The organism is Clostridiales bacterium, from assembly GCA_025757645.1.
Lineage (GTDB): Bacteria > Bacillota > Clostridia > Oscillospirales > Oscillospiraceae > CAG-103.
In genome coordinates, this window is sequence record CP107216.1 from 2,276,261 (window position 1) to 2,298,008 (window position 21,748).

24 protein-coding genes and 1 tRNA gene are annotated in these 21,748 nt (G+C 62.8%); 8 read left to right on the forward strand and 17 right to left on the reverse strand.

The window, feature by feature from the left end; genetic code table 11:
- Window positions 1-4 precede the first annotated feature (4 nt).
- The 5 genes from OGM61_11020 to OGM61_11040 all read left to right on the forward strand — a co-directional run bounded on the left by OGM61_11020 (window position 5) and on the right by OGM61_11040 (window position 4,608).
- A complete protein-coding gene (locus OGM61_11020) occupies window positions 5-766 on the forward strand; it encodes a carboxymuconolactone decarboxylase family protein (GenBank protein ID UYI85595.1) in 762 nt (253 codons plus the stop codon).
- 281 nt (window positions 767-1,047) lie between these two features.
- Window positions 1,048-2,961 carry an NAD(+) synthase gene (locus tag OGM61_11025; protein ID UYI84362.1) on the forward strand — a complete coding sequence of 638 codons (1,914 nt, stop codon included), beginning with the start codon at window positions 1,048-1,050 and terminating at the stop codon, window positions 2,959-2,961.
- Between the two features lie 156 nt (window positions 2,962-3,117).
- Window positions 3,118-3,594, forward strand: coding sequence for an NAD(P)H-dependent oxidoreductase (locus tag OGM61_11030; GenBank protein UYI84363.1), 477 nt, complete (start codon window positions 3,118-3,120; stop codon window positions 3,592-3,594).
- Window positions 3,595-3,606: 12 nt separating this feature from the next.
- A complete protein-coding gene (locus OGM61_11035) occupies window positions 3,607-4,200 on the forward strand; it encodes a flavodoxin (GenBank protein UYI84364.1) in 594 nt (197 codons plus the stop codon).
- Window positions 4,201-4,434: 234 nt separating this feature from the next.
- A complete protein-coding gene (locus OGM61_11040) occupies window positions 4,435-4,608 on the forward strand; it encodes a hypothetical protein (GenBank protein ID UYI84365.1) in 174 nt (57 codons plus the stop codon).
- A 52-nt stretch (window positions 4,609-4,660) separates the two neighbouring features.
- Here OGM61_11040 and OGM61_11045 read toward each other — a convergent pair whose 3' ends face one another.
- The 10 genes from OGM61_11045 to OGM61_11090 all read right to left on the reverse strand — a co-directional run bounded on the left by OGM61_11045 (window position 4,661) and on the right by OGM61_11090 (window position 12,089).
- Entirely contained in the window at window positions 4,661-5,008 is a 348-nt protein-coding gene (locus OGM61_11045; GenBank protein UYI84366.1) for a hypothetical protein, read from the reverse strand.
- A 378-nt stretch (window positions 5,009-5,386) separates the two neighbouring features.
- A tRNA-Ala gene (locus OGM61_11050) sits at window positions 5,387-5,462 on the reverse strand.
- Window positions 5,463-5,594: 132 nt separating this feature from the next.
- The gene (locus OGM61_11055; GenBank protein UYI84367.1) at window positions 5,595-6,218 is read right to left on the reverse strand and encodes a GDSL-type esterase/lipase family protein; all 624 of its coding nucleotides are present in this window, start codon (window positions 6,216-6,218) and stop codon (window positions 5,595-5,597) included.
- Window positions 6,219-6,228: 10 nt separating this feature from the next.
- Window positions 6,229-7,146 carry a SufD family Fe-S cluster assembly protein gene (locus OGM61_11060; GenBank protein ID UYI84368.1) on the reverse strand — a complete coding sequence of 306 codons (918 nt, stop codon included), beginning with the start codon at window positions 7,144-7,146 and terminating at the stop codon, window positions 6,229-6,231.
- Window positions 7,147-7,160: 14 nt separating this feature from the next.
- A complete protein-coding gene (locus tag OGM61_11065; GenBank protein UYI84369.1) occupies window positions 7,161-7,883 on the reverse strand; it encodes an ATP-binding cassette domain-containing protein in 723 nt (240 codons plus the stop codon).
- Window positions 7,884-7,909: 26 nt separating this feature from the next.
- Complete coding sequence (locus OGM61_11070; GenBank protein ID UYI84370.1) at window positions 7,910-8,551, reverse strand: glycerol-3-phosphate acyltransferase; 642 nt, start codon at window positions 8,549-8,551, stop codon at window positions 7,910-7,912.
- Window positions 8,548-9,873 (reverse strand): ribosome biogenesis GTPase Der, encoded by a 1,326-nt coding sequence (der, locus tag OGM61_11075; protein UYI84371.1) that lies wholly within the window; start codon window positions 9,871-9,873, stop codon window positions 8,548-8,550. The genes OGM61_11070 and der overlap by 4 nt, the downstream gene beginning before the upstream one ends.
- Window positions 9,874-9,875: 2 nt before the next feature.
- Window positions 9,876-11,261 carry a DUF512 domain-containing protein gene (locus OGM61_11080; GenBank protein ID UYI84372.1) on the reverse strand — a complete coding sequence of 462 codons (1,386 nt, stop codon included), beginning with the start codon at window positions 11,259-11,261 and terminating at the stop codon, window positions 9,876-9,878.
- Between the two features lie 99 nt (window positions 11,262-11,360).
- Window positions 11,361-11,543, reverse strand: coding sequence for a 50S ribosomal protein L32 (gene rpmF, locus OGM61_11085; GenBank protein ID UYI84373.1), 183 nt, complete (start codon window positions 11,541-11,543; stop codon window positions 11,361-11,363).
- Between the two features lie 15 nt (window positions 11,544-11,558).
- Complete coding sequence (locus OGM61_11090; GenBank protein ID UYI84374.1) at window positions 11,559-12,089, reverse strand: DUF177 domain-containing protein; 531 nt, start codon at window positions 12,087-12,089, stop codon at window positions 11,559-11,561.
- A gap of 121 nt (window positions 12,090-12,210) precedes the next feature.
- Here OGM61_11090 and OGM61_11095 point away from each other — a divergent pair, with 121 nt between their 5' ends.
- The gene (locus OGM61_11095; protein ID UYI84375.1) at window positions 12,211-13,182 is read left to right on the forward strand and encodes an RluA family pseudouridine synthase; all 972 of its coding nucleotides are present in this window, start codon (window positions 12,211-12,213) and stop codon (window positions 13,180-13,182) included.
- A 51-nt stretch (window positions 13,183-13,233) separates the two neighbouring features.
- Here the strand turns inward: OGM61_11095 and OGM61_11100 are convergent, their stop codons facing one another.
- From OGM61_11100 to OGM61_11120, 5 genes are all read right to left on the reverse strand, one after another.
- The gene (locus tag OGM61_11100; protein ID UYI84376.1) at window positions 13,234-14,523 is read right to left on the reverse strand and encodes a polysaccharide deacetylase family protein; all 1,290 of its coding nucleotides are present in this window, start codon (window positions 14,521-14,523) and stop codon (window positions 13,234-13,236) included.
- Window positions 14,507-15,247, reverse strand: a complete 741-nt coding sequence (locus OGM61_11105; GenBank protein UYI84377.1) for a CehA/McbA family metallohydrolase — start codon at window positions 15,245-15,247, stop codon at window positions 14,507-14,509. Before OGM61_11105 ends, OGM61_11100 begins: the two co-directional genes overlap by 17 nt.
- Before the next feature lie 27 nt (window positions 15,248-15,274).
- Window positions 15,275-16,387, reverse strand: coding sequence for an ATP-grasp domain-containing protein (locus tag OGM61_11110; GenBank protein ID UYI84378.1), 1,113 nt, complete (start codon window positions 16,385-16,387; stop codon window positions 15,275-15,277).
- Between the two features lie 142 nt (window positions 16,388-16,529).
- On the reverse strand, window positions 16,530-16,949 hold the full coding sequence (locus tag OGM61_11115) for a GtrA family protein (GenBank protein ID UYI84379.1): 420 nt from the start codon (window positions 16,947-16,949) through the stop codon (window positions 16,530-16,532).
- Window positions 16,950-17,015: 66 nt separating this feature from the next.
- Entirely contained in the window at window positions 17,016-17,693 is a 678-nt protein-coding gene (locus OGM61_11120) for a DUF421 domain-containing protein (GenBank protein UYI84380.1), read from the reverse strand.
- Window positions 17,694-17,912: 219 nt separating this feature from the next.
- On the opposite strand from OGM61_11120, the gene OGM61_11125 reads away from it, so the two are divergent.
- Together OGM61_11125 and OGM61_11130 are read left to right on the forward strand one after the other, a co-directional pair.
- A complete protein-coding gene (locus OGM61_11125) occupies window positions 17,913-18,434 on the forward strand; it encodes a DUF2798 domain-containing protein (protein UYI84381.1) in 522 nt (173 codons plus the stop codon).
- A gap of 18 nt (window positions 18,435-18,452) precedes the next feature.
- Window positions 18,453-18,956: a GreA/GreB family elongation factor gene (locus tag OGM61_11130; protein ID UYI84382.1), complete on the forward strand. Its 504-nt coding sequence runs from the start codon at window positions 18,453-18,455 to the stop codon at window positions 18,954-18,956.
- Here the strand turns inward: OGM61_11130 and OGM61_11135 are convergent.
- Both OGM61_11135 and OGM61_11140 read right to left on the reverse strand, forming a co-directional pair.
- Complete coding sequence (locus OGM61_11135) at window positions 18,943-20,553, reverse strand: hypothetical protein (protein ID UYI84383.1); 1,611 nt, start codon at window positions 20,551-20,553, stop codon at window positions 18,943-18,945. The two genes, OGM61_11130 and OGM61_11135, sit on opposite strands and share 14 nt — an antisense overlap.
- 143 nt (window positions 20,554-20,696) lie before the next feature.
- Window positions 20,697-21,683 carry a biotin--[acetyl-CoA-carboxylase] ligase gene (locus OGM61_11140; GenBank protein UYI84384.1) on the reverse strand — a complete coding sequence of 329 codons (987 nt, stop codon included), beginning with the start codon at window positions 21,681-21,683 and terminating at the stop codon, window positions 20,697-20,699.
- Window positions 21,684-21,748: the final 65 nt, after the last annotated feature.

Below are 21,748 nucleotides of genomic sequence, written 5' to 3' on the forward strand. Positions count from 1 at the left end.
TATCATCATGGTCAAACAGACTGCGGGCAGAGACGCCCTGCATGATTTTGCACCCAAATTTGCCGAGCTCAATGACGACGTGCTCTTCGGCGAGGTCTGGTCGCGCGAGGGACAGCTGCCGCTCAAGCTGCGCTCGATCGTCACGATCACGGCGCTCATCAGCAAGGGCATCACGGACAGCTCCCTCACCTACCACCTCACGACCGCGAAGCAAAACGGCGTGACGAAGGCCGAAATGGCCGAGCTCCTCACGCACCTCGCCTTCTACGCCGGCTGGCCGAACGCCTGGGCCGCCTTCCGGCAGGCGAAGGAGGTCTACGCCGACGGCAGCGCGGACGCAAACGGCGGTCTCTTCGGCCTCGGCGAGCCGAACACGGCCTACGCGCAGTACTTCACCGGCGAGAGCTTCCTTAACCCGCTGACCGACCCGACGAAGACCGTTTTCCTCGCAAACGTCACCTTCTCCCCCGCCTGCCGCAACAACTGGCACATCCACCACGCGAAGTCCGGCGGCGGCCAGCTGCTGCTGTGCACGGACGGTCTGGGCTGGTATCAGGAGGCGGGAAAGCCCGCACAGGCCCTGCACCCCGGCGACGTCGTGACCATCCCGGCCGGGGTCAAGCACTGGCACGGCGCGCAGAAGGACTGCTGGTTCAGCCACATCGCCGTCGAGTGCCCCGGCGAGGAGACGAGCAACGAATGGTGCGAGCCCGTCACGGACGCGGAATACGCCGCACTCGACGCCGACTGTGCACAAAACCCGTGATTTTGGGCTTCCCGGCACACATTTTCTGCATACCGCCACTTGTTCTTCCCCCTACAACCGTGGTATGATATAGCATCCGCAAAACCCGGAGCGCTTTGCGCTCCGGGTTTTGCCGGTTCAGATCACAAAAAGGCATTTCCCGCTGTGCAGATTCCGGAGCAGCGGGGGAGCTCGAGGGGGCAAGGCCCGCCTCGATTCCGATCTGCGGCGCGGGCAAATTTGCCGCGCCGTCCGGAGCGCTTTGCGCTCCGGGTTTTGCTTTTTGAAAGGGTGATAACATCATGATCCACGGTTTTCTCAAAGCCTGCACGGTCTCGCCTGCGCTGCGCGTGGCCGACTGCGCGTTCAACACACAGCAGACCATCGCCGCCATGCAGCGCGCGGCGTTGGATGGCGCGCAGCTGGCGGTGTTCCCCGAACTGGGGCTGACCGGCTACACGTGCGGCGACCTGTTTTTCCAGCAGCCGCTCCAGCGCGCCGCGGCCAAAGGGCTCGCCGCCGTGCTGGAGGCGAGCGCTGGGCTCGACCTTGTCGCACTCGTGGGCCTGCCCGTCGCGGTGGACGGCAAGCTCTATAACTGCGCCGCCGTCGTCTGCCACGGGAAGCTGCTGGGTCTGGTGCCGAAAACGCACCTGCCGAACTACGGCGAGTTTTACGAAAAGCGGCAGTTCAACCCCGCACCCGCCGGCGTGCGCACGCTGCGCTTTGCCGGGCAGGAGGTGCCGTTCGGCACGCAGCTGCTGTTTCGCTGCGCGGAGATGCCGGAGTTTTGCCTCGCGGCCGAGGTGTGCGAGGATCTGTGGGCCCCGCTGCCGCCGAGCACGCACCACGCACTCGCGGGCGCGACCGTGATCGCAAACCTCTCGGCCAGCGACGAGACGATCGGCAAGGCCGACTACCGCCGCGCGCTCGTGTGCCAGCAGTCGGCGCGGCTGCTGTGCACGTATCTCTACGCCGACGCCGGCCACGGAGAATCCACGACCGACATGGTCTTTGCCGCGCACGACCTCATCTGCGAAAACGGCGCGCTGCTGGCAGAAGCGAAGCCCTTCGGCCCGGGCTGCGCCTGCACGGAGCTCGACCTCGGCCGCATGGTCAGCGAGCGCTGCCGCAGCACGACGTTCCAGCCCGAGAGCGCGGGATACGAGACGGTCGTGTTCCACCTGCCGCTGCGGGAGGTGCAGCTCACGCGGCCCGTCTCGCCGACGCCGTTCGTCCCGGCCGGCGATGCCGCCCGCGCCGAGCGCTGCGAGCTCATCCTCGCCATGCAGGCCGACGGGCTGGCCAAGCGCATTGCCCACGCGCACGCCAAGACCGCCGTCATCGGCATCTCCGGCGGGCTGGACAGCAGCCTTGCGCTGCTCGTGGCCGTGCGCGCGATGCAGCGGCTCGGCCGCCCGGCACAGGACGTGCTGGCCGTGACGATGCCGTGCTTCGGCACGACGCACCGCACGCGCTCGAACGCCGAGATCCTCTGCGAGGAGCTGGGCGTGACATTTCAGGAGATCCCGATCGCACGTACCGTCCACAGCCACTTTGCCGACATTGGGCAGGACGAAGCCGCGCTCGACGTGACGTATGAAAACTGTCAGGCGCGCGTGCGCACGCTCGAGCTCATGGACCTCGCCAACCGCACGGGCGGGCTCGTCGTCGGCACGGGCGATCTGAGCGAGCTGGCCCTCGGCTGGGCGACCTACAACGGCGACCACATGAGCATGTACGGCGTGAACGCCGACGTGCCGAAAACGCTCGTGCGCCACATCGTGCGCTATGCCGCCGACGCGGCGGAAAACGAGGCCCTGCGCGCCGTGCTGCTCGACATTCTCGACACGCCGGTCAGTCCCGAGCTGCTGCCGGCGAACAAAAACGGCGAGATTGCCCAGCAGACGGAGTCGCTCGTCGGCCCGTATGAGCTGCACGATTTTTACCTCTACTACGTGCTGCGCTTCGGCTTCGGCCCGGCGAAGATCTACCGGCTGGCGCGCCATGCGCTCGGCGACCGGTACCCGGACGATGTGCTGCTGCACTGGCTGAAAAATTTCTACCGCCGCTTCTTCGCGCAGCAGTTCAAGCGCAGCTGCCTGCCCGACGGGCCGAAGATCGGATCGGTCACACTCAGCCCCCGCGGCGACTGGCGCATGCCCAGCGACGCCTGCGCCGCCGTGTGGCAGGCAGAGCTCGACCAGCTGGGATAAAAATCACACAGCCCTGCACCATACCGGTGCGGGGCTTTTTACACTCTTTCGCCTTATTCAAGAAAAATTTACATTTCACCATCTTGACCTAAAGTCAGCTTCATGCTGTATGATGACGGTAACCTGAAAACAATATGCAATACGGAGGTAAGCAATATGAAATCTCTCATTCTTTATTATTCTTACCGCGGCAACACGCAGCGCATCGCCGAGCGCATCCACAGCGCCATCGGCGGCGACATCGCCCGCATCGACACCGTCGTACCCTACACCGGCTCATATGACGATGTGGTCGCGCAGGGCGAGCAGGAGGTCAAGCGCGGCTTCCTGCCGGAGCTCAAGGCGATGGACATCGACCTTGACCGCTACGATACGATCGTGCTCGGCACGCCCGTCTGGTGGTACACCTGCGCCCCGGCCACGCGCGCGTTCCTGACCGCGCACGACCTCGGTGGCAAGACCGTCTACCCCTTCGCCACGAACGGCGGCTGGCTTGGCCGCACGCTCAAGGACGTGGCGGCGCTGTGCCCGGGCGCGGACGTGAAACCGGGCCTCGACGTGCACTTCGACGACACGACCCTGCGCACGCCGGACAAGACCATTGACCGCTGGATCGCGGCCATCCACGACTGAGGAGGCATCGCCATGAAAAAGCTCATCCCCGTGCTGACCGGCGCGATCATGCTGCTGAGCCTCGCCGCCTGCGGCAGCAGGACCGCAGCGCCCGAGGCCACCACGGCCCCCGCCGCTGCCGACGGCAAGACGCTCGTCGTCTATTTCTCCGCGACCGGCAGCACGAAGACCGCGGCCGAGGCCATCGCCGCCGCGACGGGCGGCGATCTGCTGGAGCTCGAACCGGCCGAGCCGTACACGAGCGCCGACCTGGACTACAACAACGCCGACAGCCGCGTCTCGCGCGAGCATGACGACGAGACCCTGCGCGACGTGGCGCTCAAGACCACGACCGTGGCGAACTGGGCCGGCTATGACACCGTCTACATCGGCTACCCGATCTGGTGGGGCATCGCCGCGTGGCCTGTGGACACGTTCGTCAAGGCCAATGACTTCACCGGCAAGACGGTCATCCCCTTCTGCACCTCCGGCAGCAGCGACATCGGCGAGAGCGGCGCGCAGCTCGCGGCGCTCGCCGGCACCGGCGACTGGCAGGAGGGCCAGCGCTTCCCCTCCGCCGTCACGCAGCAGGAAGTCACCGACTGGGTCAAGTCCCTCGGCAAATGACCGCGGCGGCACAAAATCGCATCCCCGGCCGACGGAAAAATCGTCGGCCGGGGATTTTTGCAAATCTTTATCTCATCTATACAAGATTTTTTGTTATTTCCTTGCATTTTCGCCTGAAATATGCTATCTTTTCTCCTAGCTGCAGTGCCGGACTTCGGGACATTTCCTGCCGGCGCTGTACCGCCGCGGATCATGCGGCCAGGAAACTTTCAGAATCAGAAAGGATGACCCGATATGCAGCCCGAAATACTCGACGTCCTGTACCGGCTCGTTGGCGAGCACGGCTGGAACTGGGGTATGGCGCGCAATCTCATCAATCGCCAATTTGGCACCAACTACACGATCAAAGAACTGCAGCGGTTCTATCTCCGCCGTCCGCGGCCAAAACCTGACACGGTTTTCAAATAAATGTATAGTAAGGAATCCCCGGCGTCGGTATTCACCGCACGCCGGGGATTCCTTATTTCATTGTTTCGCCGGGGCGAAGTCTGCCGAGGCGCTCCAAACGCCGAACGATTGCGCCATTTGTGCGCTGAAACCGCGCCTGCATCTCCTCCATGGAACAGCCTACGTCAAACATCTGCATCAGGGCGGCTTCATCCGCCTCCGTCCACGGCTTGCCCGCATTGGGCAGTGGTGCAGACCGCTTCGGCCGGTCCGACACATACCGCAGCACGCAATGCAGCGCGCGGATGATCTCCGGCCGGTTGCAGACGCTGTCGGCCGGCAGGCACTCGCCCGTCAGCGGGTCGACGCCGTCGGCCAGCTCCGTCAGCAGTGCTTCTGCTTGCCTCAATTCCATCGTCATGCTCTAACGCCCCCACCATTCGTAGTCTGCAGGCAGCCGCCCATTGCGCTTACGCTCCGCCATCCATCTGCATTGATCGCAATAGTACTGCGCAGCAACAAACTCCAGATAGCTCTCACGAACCAGCCCAACAATAATATATATGAGCGATATATGAGCGCAAAAAACCACATATCATTTCTTCTTTCCCAAAGCCGGTTTTCCTCTGTACTTTCATACTATCAGAGCGCCAGTCCCATAAACAGGACTGTGCAGAGAGTGTGCAACGGAGTATGAAATAGAACAAATTTTTCGATTTATTTCACACCCTGTTGCATAGCGCCCACGAAAAATTGAAAACGAAAAAATCCTGTAATCTCAAAGATTACAGGATTTTCGTGGTGGAGATAAGCGGGATCGAACCGCTGACCTCTTGAATGCCATTCAAGCGCTCTCCCAGCTGAGCTATACCCCCACAGGCAAGGTGTATCATATCAGAAAACGACACGAATGTCAAGAACGTTTTTGCATTTCCGCGAAAAAATCTGCGCGGCGATTCGGGCGCCGCGCAGAGGGTTTCTTTCGCATTGTCTGTGCGCCCGCGCGCTCACGCCTCGCAGTCGCGGCGGACGATATCCGCGATGGCGGCGGCCAGCTTCTTGTGCCCGTCGGGGTCGAGATGCTCGCCGTCGAGCGCGCTCATCTGCGTGACCGTGCCGGCGTCCAGAAACCGCAGGCCATACGCCTCGGCGATCATCTGATACTGCGCCGCCACGCCCTGCGAGACGGCGAGCGACTGCGCGTCATACTCCGGGTCGCGCTGCGGCGCGGCCGGGCCGAGCGGCGGCGGGGCCACGAGCAGGATCTTCGTCCACGCGGGCAGCATGCCGATGACGAGCCGCACGAGCTTGTCCATGCCGGCGCCCACGTCCTCGGCGGAGCGGGTCTTGTCGATCTTGCAGTCGTTCGTGCCGAGCATGAGCACGATGTACTGCACCGGGCCGTGGCTCTCGATGCTCAGCGGCAGCGTCTCGAGCGCGGAGCGCCCGTCGCGGTTGCTGTCCGGAAAGGCCGCTGTGCGGCCGACCAGGCCGTCCTCCGCGACGTAATACCCGTCGCCGAGCAGGGTCTGCAGCACGCCGGGATAGCGAATGTCGCGCCCGTAGCGGTGCTTCCAGTCGGGCGTGAAGCCATAGGTGTTGCTGTCGCCGAAACAGAGGATCTCGATCACGCCGCGCACCTCACTTCAGGAAGCCGCTGATGATCTGCTCCTCGGCTTCCTTTTCGGTCAGGCCGAGGGTCATGAGCTTGTCGAGCTGCTCGCCGGCGATCTTGCCGATGGCGGCCTCGTGGATGAGGCTGGCCTCGACGCAGTTTGCCGTGATCTCCGGACGCGCGCCGACGGTGCCGCTGTCCATGATGATGGCGTCGCACTCCGAGTGACCAGCGCACTTGTTGTTGCCGCGGATGTTGGAGTTGAACATCTGGCTGGAGTGATCCTTGGCGACGGAGCGGGAGATGACGTTCGTGCTGGAATCATAGCCGTCGAGGTCAACGGAGAAGTTCGTCTCCGCGTGCTGATGGCCGTGCGTCATGATCTTTTCCTTGATGATGAGCGTGGCGCCGTCCGACAGGTGGGCCTGCGTGTCGCGGTATGTGGAGTCGATGCCCTTGATCTGGGTCGTCTCCATCTCCATGTAGGCGTTCTCGCCGAGGTCGACGATCGTCGTCGGGTTCATGACGTTCTCGCCGTTGCCGTCGCCCTCGCCGTAGTGCTTTTCGATGTAGCGCACCTTGGCGTTCTTGCCGACGAAGAAGCTGTGGATGCCGTCGTGGCGGGACTCCTGCGTGCCGCAGTTGTGGATGCCGCAGCCGGCGACGATGGTCACATCGCAGTCCTCGCCGATGTAAAAGTCATTGTAGACCATGTCCTTGAGGCCGGTCTGGGAAATGATGACCGGGATGTGCACGCTCTCGTTTTTCGTGCCGGGGGCGATGTAAATGTCGATGCCGGGCTTGTCTTCCTTCGTGACGATGTTGATGTGCGCGGTCGTGTTGCGGCCGGCGAGCTTGCCGTCGGCGCGGATGTTATAGGCACCCTCGGGGATGCCGTGGAGGTCGGCGACCTCTTCGAGCAGTTTTTTCTCAATTGCATCCATGGTGATTCCCTCCCTCAGACCTTGTCAGCCAGACGGCTGCACACGCTCGACGCCTGCATGAGCACGGGCATGATCTCATCCTTGCTGCCGATGGCGCGGATCTCGCCGTCGACGAGCACGACGATCTTGTCGGCCGTCTCGAGAATGCGCTCCTGGTGCGAAATGATGAGGATGCTGCCGTGGATCGCCTCGTGCATCTTCTCGAACACGCTGATGAGGTTCTGGAAGCTCCAGAGGTCGATGCCGGCCTCGGGCTCGTCGAAGATGGACATCTTCGTGCCGCGGGCGAGCATGGTCGCGATCTCGATGCGCTTGAGCTCGCCGCCGGAAAGGCTGGCGTTCACTTCGCGGTTGACATAATCCCGTGCGCACAGGCCGACCTCGGACAGATAGGTGCAGGCCTCGTTCGTCGAGAGCTTCTTGCCGGAGGCGATGCTGATGAGGTCAAAGACCGTGATGCCCTTGAAGCGCACCGGCTGCTGGAAAGCGAAGCTGATGCCGCGGCGGGCGCGCTCGGTGATGGACATGTGGGTGATGTCCTCCCCGTCGAGCAGGATCTGGCCGGAGGTCGGCTGCTCGATGCCGGCGATGAGTTTGGCCATGGTGGACTTGCCGCTGCCGTTCGGGCCGGTGATGACGACCATGCGTTCATCGACCGTGAGGCTCACGTCCTTGAGGATCTGGCGGACACCGGCGTCCGTTTCGGCCTCAAAGCAAAGGTGTTTGAGTTCAAGCATAGGTTTCATTCCCTCTTCTCTTTGTTTCAAAAATCTTCGTCGTCAAATTTATCTGACAGGTCTTTCTTAAAAGACAGTTTGGACTCTTTGTGCCGGATGAGGCGGCCGATGTTGCTGCGGTGCTTGACCACGAGCAGAATGACGCAAAACAGGCTCAGCAGTGCCGGCAGCTTGCCGCAGGCGGCGAGCACGCCGATGGGCGCGATGAGCGCGCCGCAGATGCTGCCGAGCGACACATAGCGCGTGGCCCAGACGATGCCGACAAAAATCAGCAGCGAGACAAGGCCGGTCGGAAAGCTCACGATCAGCAGCATCGTCTCGGCGCAGAGCACGCCCTTGCCGCCGCGAAAGCCGTAAAACACCGGGTAGATGTGGCCGAGCATGACGCAAAAGCCCGCGAACACCTGCCCCGTGGACGCCGCGCCCTGCGTGCCCATGATGAGCCCGCCGGCCACGACGGCGATGACGGTCTTGAGCACATCCGTGCCGATGACGATGGCGAGGCCGGGCGCGCCGAACGTGCGGAAGAAATTCGTCAGGCCGGCGTTGCCGCTGCCGTAATCGCGCACGTCACGGTGAAAGACGTATTTCGATGCGATGATCGCCCCGTTGAGCCCGCCGAGCAGGTAGGAGAAAACGGCGATGGCCGCGAGCAGGCCGGGGATCATTCCTGCTCCCCCTTCTGACGGATGACCATGCGGATGGGCGTGCCCTCCAGCCCGAACACGGCGCGGATCTGGTTTTCCAGATAGCGCTGGTAGGAAAAATGGAACAGCTCCCGGCTGTTGCAGAACACGACGAAGCACGGCGGCTTGACGCCCGTCTGCGTCATGTAATAGATCTTCAGGCGGCGGCCCTTGTCCGTCGGCGGCTGGACGCGCGCCTGCGCGTCGGCGAGGACGTTGTTGAGCATGCCGGTGGTGATGCGCATGGCGCTCTGGTCGTTGACAAAGTTGATGAGCTCGAACAGCCGCTCGGTGCGCTGGCCGGTCAGGGCCGAGATGAACAGCACCGGCGCGTAGGACATGAAGCTCAGGTCGCGCAGGACGTCCTTGCGCATTTTTTCCATGGTGCCGGTCTCTTTGTCAACCAGGTCCCACTTGTTCACGACGATGATGGACGCCTTGCCCGCCTCGTGCGCGAGGCCGGCAATCTTCGTGTCCTGCTCCGTGACGCCGTCGCGCGCGTCGATCATGATCAGGCACACATCCGCGCGCTCGATGGCGAGCTTGGCGCGCATGACGGAGAATTTCTCAATGCGGTCGTCCACGCGGGACTTGCGCCGGATGCCGGCGGTATCGACAAAGATATACTTGCCGTATTTGTTCTCAAAGCGGGTGTCGACGCTGTCGCGCGTCGTGCCGGCGACGTTGCTGACGATGACGCGCTTTTCGCCGAGGATGAGGTTCACGAGCGAGGACTTGCCGACGTTCGGCTTGCCGATGACGGCGACGCGGGTGTAGTCCGCGTCCGCATCGTCCGCATCCGCGGGCGGGAAATGCTCCAGGCAGGCGTCGAGCAGGTCGCCCGTGCCGTGGCCGTGCACGGCGGACACGGCGATCGGGTCGCCGAGGCCGAGGGAGTAAAACTCATAGATGCCGGGGTCGACCGCGCCGGTGGAGTCCATCTTGTTGACGGCCAGCACGACGGGCTTTTTCGAGCGCAGGAGCATATTGGCCACTTCCTGATCGGCGGCGGTGACGCCGGTGCCGATCTCGGTGACGAGCACGACGACGTCGGCCGCGTCGATGGCGAGCTGCGCCTGCTCGCGCATGAAGAGCAGGATCTCATTGTCGGTGCTCGGCTCGATGCCGCCGGTATCGACGATATCGAACGTGCGGCCGCACCACTCGCACTCGGCATAGAGCCGGTCGCGCGTGACGCCGGGCGTGTCCTCCACGATGGACAGGCGGCGGCCACAGAGCTTATTGAAGAGCATGGACTTGCCGACGTTCGGCCGGCCCACGATCGCAACCAGGGGTCTGGACATGATTATCCCTCCTTATGGGGATTGTATTTGTAGTATTCCGCGCCGTCGGTGCTGCCATTGCCCCGGTCGGGCAGGTGCACCTCCGGCAGGATGCCGAACATGGCGTCGCAGAGAGCGAAGCCGTCGGCGTCCACGGGGTAGATGGGCACGCCGAGCGCGGCGCTGGCCTGCTCGAGGGTAATGTCGTCGAGAAAGTCCAGCTCGTCGTGGCGCACCATGTTGTTCGAGATCAGCAGCCGCTCGCCGAGATCCTTCCCGCGCAGCTGCGCGATGAGGTCCTGCCCGGTGATGAGACCGGAGACATTGATGCTGCGGCCGAAGAAGTCATTTTCGATCGCGTAGACGTGTCCTTTTATTGTAGCATACTTTTCCTGCGCCGTACACAAAAGTTTTTCCAGAAACGGCGCCGCCGAAACACCCGCCGCCATGGAAAACGGCACGCCGTCCGGCGGATCGGACAGGCTCAGCGCCGAGCGAAACTCCGTCTGCTGCAGCCGCAGCATGCCGACGCCGTTTTCCAGCTGGGTGAATTCCTCGTAAAATTCCTCCGGCGGCAGCTCGCGCCCCGCTTTCAGATACAGCTCGTCGGCGCAGAAGAAGATGCGCGCGCCGAATTTTTTGACGCATTCGTCGCCGAAGGCGTTGACAAGGTCGAGCGTCTCGGCCGCGTGCTCGGGCGTGAACGGCGTGAGCGGGTAGAGCCCCTCGCGGAACTTCGTCAGCCCGACCGGCACGATCGACACGCTGTGCACCTTTGGATAGAGCGCCGCGAGGTCGTGCATCGTGCGCTGCAGCTGCGCGCCGTCGTTCAGGCCGGGGCAGCAGACGATCTGGCAGTTCATGGTGATGCCGCCGTCAGAAAAGCGCCGCATGATCTCGAGCGTTTTGCCCGCGCGGGGATTGCCGAGCAGGAACGAGCGCAGCTCCGGGTCCGTCGCGTGCACGGAGACATTGATGGGGCTGATGTGCAGGTGGATGATGCGCTGCACCTCGCGCTCGGACAGGTTCGTGAGCGTCATATAATTGCCCATGAGGAAGCTCAGGCGCGCGTCGTCGTCCTTGAAATACAGCGTCGGGCGCATACCCGGCGGCATCTGGTCGATGAAGCAGAACACGCAGTGGTTGGCGCACGAGTGGGCGTTGTCCATGAGGTAGGTCTCAAAGTCCAGCCCCAGCTCGCCGCCGAGGGGCTTCGACACGTGCACGGTGTGCTCCGTCCCGTCCGGGCGGCGCAGGCACACCGCCAGCTCCGGGTCATAGGCGTAATATTTATAGTCCAGCACATCGGTGATCGGGTTGCCGTTGATGGACACCAGCCGGTCGCCGGGATGGGCCGCGTGGCGCAGCGGGCTGTCGGGGTCGATGTGGCTGATCGTGCAGCGATGCATACGCCGCGCCTCCTTTGCTCGGGATTCCTTTGCTATGCGCCGGGAAACTCCGGCACATAGCAAAAGAAGAGGGGCAAGTGCTCCTCTTCTCAGCTTCTTTTAGTCGTCAACCTTGATGACGTCGCGTCCGTTGTACTTGCCGCAGGTCTTGCAGGCGTGATGGGGCATGACGAATGCGCCGCAGTTCGGGCACTTCACAATCGCGGGAGCGGTGAGCTTCCAGTGGGACGAACGACGCTTGTCACGTCTCTGTCGAGACACTTTTCCTTTCGGGACTGCCATGATGACACCTCCTCGTCAGTCGCTGTTATGAGCAGCTTCCTCTTCTTCGTCAGTTTTATTATCCAAAAGCTGCTCTAATACAGCCATTCTTGGATCGCGGGGTTTTTGACACCGGCACGGCCCGAGGTTCAGGTTCGCGCCGCAGCGGTCGCACAGTCCGGCACAGTCGGGCTTGCACAGGCACTTGGTATCCATGCTGAGGATGAAGCTGGTGGAGAGCACCTCGTCCACATCGAGCCAGTCTCCGTCGAGCGTAAACACCTCAGGATCGTCGTCCTGCGCATCCGCCGTGATGTCGGCGTGCAGGTCGAGGTCGACCGTGCGCGGAAACTCCGCGCCGCAGCGGTCGCACACACACAGCATCTGCGCGTGCAGTTTGCCCTGCAGCGTGAGGATGCCGGCCGTATTGACCACCTTGCCCTCGGCCGTGATCGGCGCGGTGTAGGCCCGGACGGAGGGAAAGTCGAGCAGGGCCGTGTCCAGCTCCTGCGCAAACGGAACACTGCCGCCGGGAATTTCTATGATTTCTCTCAGATTCAGCTTCATAGCGCACCTCGCACAATCGCTTTAGTATTATAGATGATATCCACCCCAATTGTCAACAGGAATTTGTGTTGACAATACGCTGAAAATCCGCGATAATCGTTGCGTGGAGATGGTGTGTGACATGAAAGAGATCCAGATACGCAAAAATGACGCCGGCCAGCGGCTCGACCGCTTCGTCGGCAAGGCCGTTCCCCTGCTGCCGGAATCGCTGCTGCAGAAATATATCCGCCTCAAGCGCATCAAGCGCAACGGCAAGGCCGCCAAGCGCGACGTGCGTCTGGTCGAGGGGGACGTGCTGCAATTATACATCAACGACGAGTTTTTTGAAAAGCCCACGGAGCACAACGCCTGGCTGAAGATCGCAACGCCGCGGCTCGACATCGTCTACGAGGACGAAAACATCCTGCTGGCGGACAAAAAGCCCGGCGTGCTGTGCCACAGCGCGGGCGAGTGGAGCTGGGACACGCTCATCTCGAACATCCAGGCCTACCTGCGCCAGACCGGCGAGTGGGACCCGAAGGCGGAAAACGCCTTCACCCCAGCGCTGTGCAACCGCATCGACCGCAACACCGGCGGCATCGTCATCGCGGCGAAAAACGCCGAGGCGCTGCGCATTTTGAACGACAAGATCCGCGGCCGCGAGATCGAAAAATCCTACCTCTGCGTCGTCTGCGGCCGGCCGAAGCCCGCCGAGGGCCGGCTGGAGGGGTATCTGTTCAAGGACGCGGTGAAAAACCAGGTCTACGTGACGAAAAAGCCGCAGCCCGGTGCCAAGACCGCCGTGACGGAATACCGCACGCTGTGCTCGGCCAGGGGGCTCTCGCTCGTCGAGTGCCGGCTGCTGACCGGCCGCACGCACCAGATCCGCGCGCAGATGGCCGCCGCCGGCTGCCCCCTGCTCGGCGACGGAAAGTACGGCCGCGAGCGCATCAACCGCACCTATGGCGAGACGGGGCAGATGCTCTACTCCTACAAGCTCACGTTCACGCTGCCGACGGACGCGGGCAGGCTCGAATACCTGCGCGGGCGGACGTTTCAGGTGCAGCGCGTGCCCTTCGCAGAAAAGTATTTCCCGGATTTCAAACTTTCATAAACGCACAGCGCCGGACGGGCTTCCGTCCGGCGCTGTTTGTTTTTGTATCGCTCAGAGCCGATCCATGCGGAACGCCGCATAGACATCCCGGCGGGTGAAGCTGTCCGTGGGAACGAACCACGCCTCCGGCAGCGCGGTCACGTGATCCGCCGGGTGCGCCGCCTCGGAGACGAGGCCGTTTTCCCGGCACCAGGCCATCGCGCCGTCGTAAGCGCCGGCGCGGCCGGTCCGGCGCAGCTGCGCGACGCGGCGCGTGATGGCCTCCGCCTTCGGCGCAAGCAGCATCGCCAGCTCGCCCACCGTCATGGGATTGTCGAGCCGCAGGCGGTTATCGGAAAAGACGATCGCCCGCTGCTGTGCGAGCGCCGTCAGGCGGTCAAACAGCGGCTCGTCGCGGCCGACGTCCGCAAAGGGGCTCTCCGCCAGCAGCTCGCCCACCGGCACGACCTGATAGCCGTATTCCTGCAGCAGCGCCAGCTGCTCGCCGAGGGCGAAGGCCACCGGCGTGCGCTTGGCCATGTTGTAGCCGTCCTTCTGGAAAATGATCTGGCCGCAGAAAAAGTCCGGGTCTTTTTCCAGCGCCTTGCGCATCGGCTCGACCATGGCGCGGATCTCCGCCTGCAGCGCCGCCTCCGGGTCCGATTCCGTGGACGGGAGCCAGCCCGCGCCGTCAAACGACGCCGCCATGTACTGATAGCCCATGTGGTCATAGACATCGTAGCTCGTGAATCCGCCGGTCATCTTGTCCACATAGTGCGGCGGGCGCGCGAGCGTCATCGTATAGCCGTAGCGCGTCTGCATGAGCGTGTGCAGGCGGGTGAGATCCTCCACCGCGGCGTCAAAGCCGGGGAGATATTCGCGCGCGCCGTACACGAACGGCTTCTTGCCGAAAATGATGTGCCGGTAGCCGTGGTTCGTGATCTGGTGGCCCTCGGCGAGCATGCGGCGGATGAGGCGGTCGTTGTGCTCCGCGCCGCCCTGCTCGTCGCAGTGAATGTCCGGGTAATGGTCAAAGCGCACGCCGCCCCACGCGGCGCTGCCGAGCTTGCCGGCCTCGTCGGGGTAGTTGGCGCTCGTGTCGCCGATGACGTCGAAGCTGCCGCGCGCGCCGTACTGCGCCAGCGTGTCGAGCAGCACGTCCGTGAGCGTCCGGCCGTCGAACCGGTCCGGCGACGCGGGCAGGCCCATCGGCCCGTCGTCAAACGTCATGGCGCAGATGCGCCGCGTCGTGTGCACGCGCTCGATGCGCCGGGTATAGCCGACATAGTGTTTTTCTGCGGGCGTAATGAGCTTCTTGACGATCTTTTTGCCCTGCTTTCCTACTTTAACGATCCAGGACATGATAGGTCTCCCCTTTCCAAGTGATATCCTGCAGGCAGCACTTTGCGGCAAAGAGCGCCCACTTGACATAGGCTGCCGCGCCGGCATGGGTGCGCCGGCGCTTGGTCAGCTGGCTCTCGGCGACATAGCGCGCCTTTCCGCGCCGCCCGTCCACGGCCGTCGCCCCGCGCAGCAGCGCCGCACGGACGGCCGGCAGCGTCAGCGCGTCGGCCTCCAGCGTCACGACGCCGTTGCCGATCTCCTCCGGCAGGTGCGCGTCGCTGCCGGCCGTGACCGGCTTTGCCGTGCGCTGCGCAAGCGCGCACGCCATGGCGTTGGCCTGCGGGTTTTTGCGGTCGGCCCGGCCGTTCCAGACCTCGATGCCGTCGAGCCGGTCGAGGTAGGCGTCGAGCCGCTGTGCATCGCTGCTGCGCTCGAACGGGTGCGCCATCACGGCGAGGCCGCCGCAGGCGTGCACGGCGTCGATCGCGGCGTCCAGCTCCCGTGCCTCGATCTGCTCGGTGACGAACAGGCCCAGCAGATGCCCCCGATCCGTCGAGAGCTCAATGCCGGGGATGAGCAGAAAATCCGGCGCGTCCAACGTCTCGGTCAGGGCGCGGTCATGATCGCACACGGCGACGCCCTGCAAGCCCCGTGCACGCGCGCACGCGACGATCTCGTCAAGGGCCATGCGCCCGTCCGGCGAGTGCTCGGAATGAATGTGCAGGTCGAGTTTGACCTCCATGGGCAGAAGCTCCTCTCTGCGCGGAAATCACCCGCGCGCAAACAGGCTGTTTTTCAGATAGACCCAGAACACGCGGTTGTCGCCCCGGCAGCGCAGGGCCTCCTTCGCCGTGAACAGGTCGGCAATGCTGCGCAGGAACACGCCGATGCGCCCGGCGCGCAGATAGTGCAGCGCGGCGAGCGTGTCATTGAGCAGAAAGCGCATACGCACGCCGGTCCGGTAATCCTGCGCGGCATAGGCCACCCGCTCCCCCGCCGCGGCGCGGGCATAGTGCGCCACAAGCGGGCTCTGGGCCGCCTCCGTCATTGGGAAGCTGCCCCAGACGCGGGGGTTGACCTCCAGCAGGCAGTCGCCCTTGAACTCCACCATGGCCATGCCCGTGAAGCCGAACGAATGCAGCAGCCGGTACGCGCGGTCGATGAGCGCGGCGTCATAAAAGCTCTCGCAACAGGTCGACGGGCCGCCGGTGATCGGGTACTCCCGAATGCGGCGGTGGCACAGCGCGCTGATCATACGGCCGTCCCGGTCCAGCAGCAGGCTCACGCCGATGCCCGGGCCGGCGATCTTGTCCTGCACGATGGGCGACGGATCGTAGCGCTGCATGCGCGCGAGGATCTGCGCATACGCCTCCGGCGTGTCGGCGACGGCATAGCGGTCGGCGGCCTTGAGGCCGAATTTCTCGCCGCAGTGCGGCTTGATGACAACGGGGTAGCGCTCCGGCGGCACGCCATCATACTGCCGCGGCACGGGAATGCCGAGGCTCTGCGCGCGCGCGTGCACCGTCTCCTTATCATTGAGCGCGTCGAGCACGGGCCGGGGCGCGATGAGAAAATCCGCGATCCGGGCAAACCGCTCCCGCTGTGCGGCGACCGTGTTGAGCGTGACCGCGCCGACGCAAAACAGCACCGGGTGGTCATACGTCTCCAGCAGCGCCGCGAGCCGGTCCGCGTAGCCGTCGTCGGCCGCAGCGCCGTCGATCCACCGGAAGGCGGCGCAGCAGCGCGAGGATGCGGCCGCCGGCACGGCGTGCACGTCGGCGCGCGTCTGCGTCACGATCACCTGATAGCCCGCGCGGTGCAGCGCGCGCACCGCCGCGATGGACGACCGGTATTTTCCGTCGGTCACGATGGCTGTTTTCATGTCCGCTCCCTCCCGCTCCTGACGCGGAGCTGTCGATCTCATGCCCCTTATGATACCAAACCTGCGCAGAAAATACAAGACGGCGCAGCGGGCGCTCTGCCGAAAAAGCAGAGCGCCCGCTGCGCCCGGAAAATGGATTCGATCAGGAATGGGTGTGCGCAAGTTTGTTCGTGTCCAGCGACTTGCGGTAGACCACGAAGCGCTGGTAGAGAAACTCCGTCACGAAATTCAGCACCATGTTCAAAAATGTCACGAGGTAGCCGTTCCACCCCTGCACGTCCGCGAGCCGGTGCTCGAGCAGCGTGGACAGCGGCGTGAACGCACAGTAGTACAAAAACACGAGCGTCATGGCCCGCACCACCTTCTCCGTCGAGCGGAAGGTGTAGCGCCGGTTGCACGTGAAGTTCCACAGCACTGACAGCACGAGCGCCGTCAGGTACGCGCCCCAGTACGGCCAGTGAAACACCTCGTTGAAGAGCGCAAAGCTGCCGAGCTCGATCAGCCCGGCCGAGCACGAGAAGAGCAGGAATTTCCCCGTGCGCCGAAGCTCCGTATGCTGCATAATGATCGCCTCTCACTTAAAAAGTTCAATAATTTGAAGCAATCATAGCGCGGTTTTTGGAATCTGTCAAGTGCTGACGGGGTAGACGGCCACCTGCTTGTTGGCATCGGCCACGGCGAGGAACACCTCGCGCGCGCTGTGGTAACCCTGCTGGCGCAGCTGCCTGAGCAGCCACGTCTCGTCCACGCCCATGCGGTGCAGGTTCTCGCCGAGGACGCGGCCGTCCATGATGAGCTCGGTGAAGATCTGCTCCTTTTCCGGGGCAATGCCAATGTCCTCCGGCGTGGCCGGGCGGCGGGCCGCCACGGGCAGGATGGTCAGGCGGCCGTCGGGCTCATAGACCGCCGTCTGGATGGCGCCGAGGTCGAAAAAGCCCTGCTGGCGGCACTGGATGAGAAATTCGCTCAGGTCGAGGCGGGCCTTTTTCATGTTGCGGCGGTAGAGCTTGCCGTTGTCAAAGATGATCGACGGCGCGCCGCTGATATATTTGCGCAGGCGCGGACACTTGCTCGTCAGCGCCTCGAGCAGCCACACCAGCAGCGCCCAGACCACCATGGCCACGAGCGGACGCAGCGGTTTTTCCAGCTCCGTGGCCATCTCGGCGGCGATCGAGCCGATGGTGATGCCGTTGACGTAGTCAAAGACGCTCAGTTCCGAGATCTGGCGGTGGCCCATGAGCTTGGAGAGCAGAAACAGCGCCACAAACGCACCCACGGACGTGACCGCCACTTGCAGCAGGTCCATCCGAACCACTCCTTTCAATATGGGCTAGTGTGCCCGGGGAGCGGAAAATCATGTGCCGGCGCTTGACTTTTCGGCCGGGATCTGCTAAAAAAGAAGCTGGCTCGTGTAGCACTGACACAACAGGAACGCAAAGCGTGCAGCATCCGGACACCGGACGCTGTGCGCTTTTTTGTTTGCCCGGCGCAAAGCAGCCGCACATCAAAAAAGGAGGTCTGCAATATGCCGCAGACAAAAACACAGGGTGCGGTCTTCGGACTGCTGATGTCGTATTTCATGGCGCTGGGGATGGAGGTCGCCAACGTCGCGCACAAGCTCGGCGCGATGTCCAACGCGGTCTTCCTGCCCGCGCTGAAGGAGACCGCGTTCATGGGCGCGATCGTCTTTGTCGTCTCCATGCTCTATGGCAGCCGCGCGGGGCAGCACATCGCGCACAAATTCGTCCGGCAGGGGCGCGACAACCCGCTGCTCGTGACGCTGGCCGTGTCCGGCTGCACGGTCATGGTCATGTGCCCGTCGATGAGCCTGATCGCAACGGCGCTGTTCACGGGCATTGACGCGGAGTTTTTCGCGCGCTTTCTCGCCACGCTCTACCGCAACCTGCCGTGGGCGCTGCTGTGGCAGATCTTTGCCGCCGGGCCGGCCACGCGCGGGGTGTTCCGCGCGATCTTTCGCAGGCAGCTCGTGGAAAACGACGGCAAAGCCTTTTCTTCCGACACGGAATGTGATAAGATGGACGCCTGAGAAATCGAGGTGTTTTTCATGTATGACGAACTGACGGAAGTCGACATTCAGAAGATGAAAGACGAGATCGACTACCGCACGCGGGAGCTGCGGCCGAAGCTGATCGAGGAGGTCAAGGTGGCGCGCGGCTTCGGCGACCTGAGCGAGAACTTTGAATACAAGGCCGCCAAGCGCGAGAAAAACCGCAACGACAGCCGCATCCGCTACCTGCAGCGGATGGTGGACACGGCGAAGGTCATCTCCGACCACTCGTCCGGTGACGTGGTGGGTCTGTTCGACAAGGTCGTCATCTATATCCCGGACGACGACGAGGAGCAGACGATCCGCCTCGTGACGACGCTGCGGCAAAACGCGCTCGAGGGCCTCATCAGCAAGGAGTCCCCCGTCGGCAAGGCCGTCATGGGCCACCGCGCGGGCGAGACCGTGCACGTGCAGGTCAACGAGAACGTCGGCTACGACATCGTCATCCGCTCCGTGGAAAAGGGGCAGGACGACGACTCGCTGCCCATCAGCGCGTACTGAAACCCGCGCAGAAAAGCAGTGGCTGCATCCAAGCGATGCAGCCGCTGCTTTTGTATTCAGTCCAGATAGCCGAACAGCCCGCGCCGGTGACGGTCTCGCGCACGTTGGCAGCGTCTCCGTCCACAGCATCGGAGAGCACATCGCGGTCTGTCCGTGTGTCGTCACGCTCAGAAAATCGGATGTCCGGGTCGCCGGTAGGCTCGCGGTTATCTACATTCTTAATTTGTTCTGGATAAAACGCGACCGTCTCCGTGTCGAGAATGAGTCCATCATAATCCGTCCCATTTACTTTATTGAACAGCTCGACCGATGCCACCATGTCTCCGACAGCCGTCTGGTCAACATCATATAGCATTGCAAAATCGCTGCGCCCGCTGGTATAGACCGACCGAAGAACGCTGCTCGGCGTAGAGCCATAGCCATAGTTTTCGAAGCTAAAATCATCTTCGTTTGCAGCAACAGCTTCGAGGAACTTTCGCATTTGACCTCTGGCGATCGTGGTTTCCGTGGTAGACACAGGGCTCGTAATGTTCAAATAGTACGCACGCGCGCTACCATATTGGATGGCATGAGACACACTGTCCGTGAAATAGAATCCGCGGCCGTAAAGATTGCTCCCTTTGGAATGTTTGCGGTCAAACACTGTGAAATCGCCATTACCGCCGCGATACATCACTTTCAAATTTCCGTTGCCATCGACAACTTTGCTGTTTGTGAAAAACTCACGCTGCTGCTGCGAAAGCTCGTTTCCTGCACTGTCGCGTTCAGAGAATTTCACCCGCCCAGAATAATCTCCATTCGGGTTCCTCGATTCTCTGAAATGCTGCAAAACATCGTCCGACAATACGCTCTGATGTGTGCTGTTGACAATACTCAAAAAGTCAGCTATACTTATTTTAGCAGCCTTGATAGGGTAAACACCCTGGGACTTTGTGTCCGCCTGGCTGCTATTTTTTTGCCTCCCGCTGACCGCATGAGTGACATCGTAAGATTCCAAACCGGAAATATTTCCACTTCTCTGCTCAACTGTAACAATGGCCACAAACTCTCGGTTTCGGCTGTCGTTCGCATAAGCCGCCATAGCGTATGTGCCCATCACGTCTTTTGCCTTGTTGTACAGCGCGTTCACAGGAACTGCATTTTGAACCACATCACCAATCACAGCACCAAGTCTGGCATTCGTTATCAAACGGTTTACCCCGCCGTTCAAACCATGCCGAATGCTGGACGTGTCAATGCGGAGTTGTCTACCTGTATACGCATTTTGGACATAGATTTTCCCATCGCGCTCGCCGCCAACGCTGCGAGCATTTTTCATGCCTTCAGTGATAACAACAGCGGAATTCACCTTCCCGCCTGTGTCTCTGATCATCGGTACTTCCGGAAGTCTCGTAATGCGCATATCCGGCAGCGAAGTCAGAAAACCATAATTATAGACTTCGCTATCCTCAGCCAAGTTTTTATTTTCATACGCTTGACGCGCCTGCTCCTGCACACTGCCATCCCCGGCGGTGTTTTCTTTTGCAGCCTTCGTCTTCGCCGCGTCCACCAGCGCATCGTCCCAAAGCTTCTGTAGCTCCACCATCCTGCCGAGCATGGCTCTGGCCTCGTCGTGCGTCGCGCGGTCTCCCTTGAACGCAGCGCACAGCAGACTGCAGGCATTTTGGCGAAAACCCAGCAGACTTTCCGCCAGTCAAAAGCAGCGGCTGCATCCAAGCGATGCAGCCACTGCTTTCGTATTCAATCCAGATAGCCAAACAGGCCGCGCACGGACACGTCGCCGCCGGTGACGGTCTCGCGCGTGCCGTCCGGCCAGCGGACGACAAGCGCGAAGTCGTCGTCCACCGCCTCGGCAAAGCCGGTGCGGACATCCTCGCCGCGCACGACGCGCACCGGCCGCCCGACCGTGACACAGCGCGCGCGGTAATCGTCGAGATACGCGCGCGGGTCGCGCTGCCAGTCGAGGTACATTTGGTCGAGCGCGCGCACCATTTCCGCTGCCAGCCGCGCGCGGGAGATCTCCAGCCCCGTCTCGGACCGGACCGAGCCCGCTATGGTGCGCAGCTCCGGCGGGAAATCCTCCGGCCGCTGGTGGACGTTCACGCCGATGCCGGCCACGATGGAATCGACCGTGCCGGTCTCGGCCTCGACGGTCAGCTCCGTGAGGATGCCGCAAAGCTTTTTCGTGCCGAGGACAAGGTCGTTCGTCCACTTGATGCCCGGCTGCACGCCGCACGCCTCGAGCGCGCGGCAGACGGCCACCGCGACGTGCGCCGTCATGGTCATGGCCGCCGTGGGCGCGCAATTCGGCCGCAGGAGCATGGACAGGTAGACCCCCTGCCCCGCGTCCGAGCGAAACGGCCGCCCGGCCCGGCCGCGCCCGGCCGTCTGCCGGTCGGCAATGGCGCACAGACCGTCCGGCGCGCCGCGCATGGCCTCGGCCTTGAGATAACTGTTCGTGGAGTCGATCTGCGCAAAGCACTGCACCGTCGCCCGCCGCGCCTCCGGCAGGTAGGACAGCACGTCCCCGGCCGTGAGCGTGTCCGGCCGCGCGCGCAGGCAGTAGCCCCGGTTCGTGACCGCGTCGATATCATAGCCGTCTGCGCGCAGCGCGCGCACCGCCTGGCTGACCGCCGCGCGCGACACGCCCAGCTTTTCGCGCATTTCCTCGCCGGAGAGATACCCCTCCGCCTCCGTGAGCAGGAGCAAAACATCGTCCCGCAGCATGAGATCACACTCCTTTGGATCTTTCTCTGGTGTCAGTTTAGCCGATGGCAGCGAAATTGTAAAGC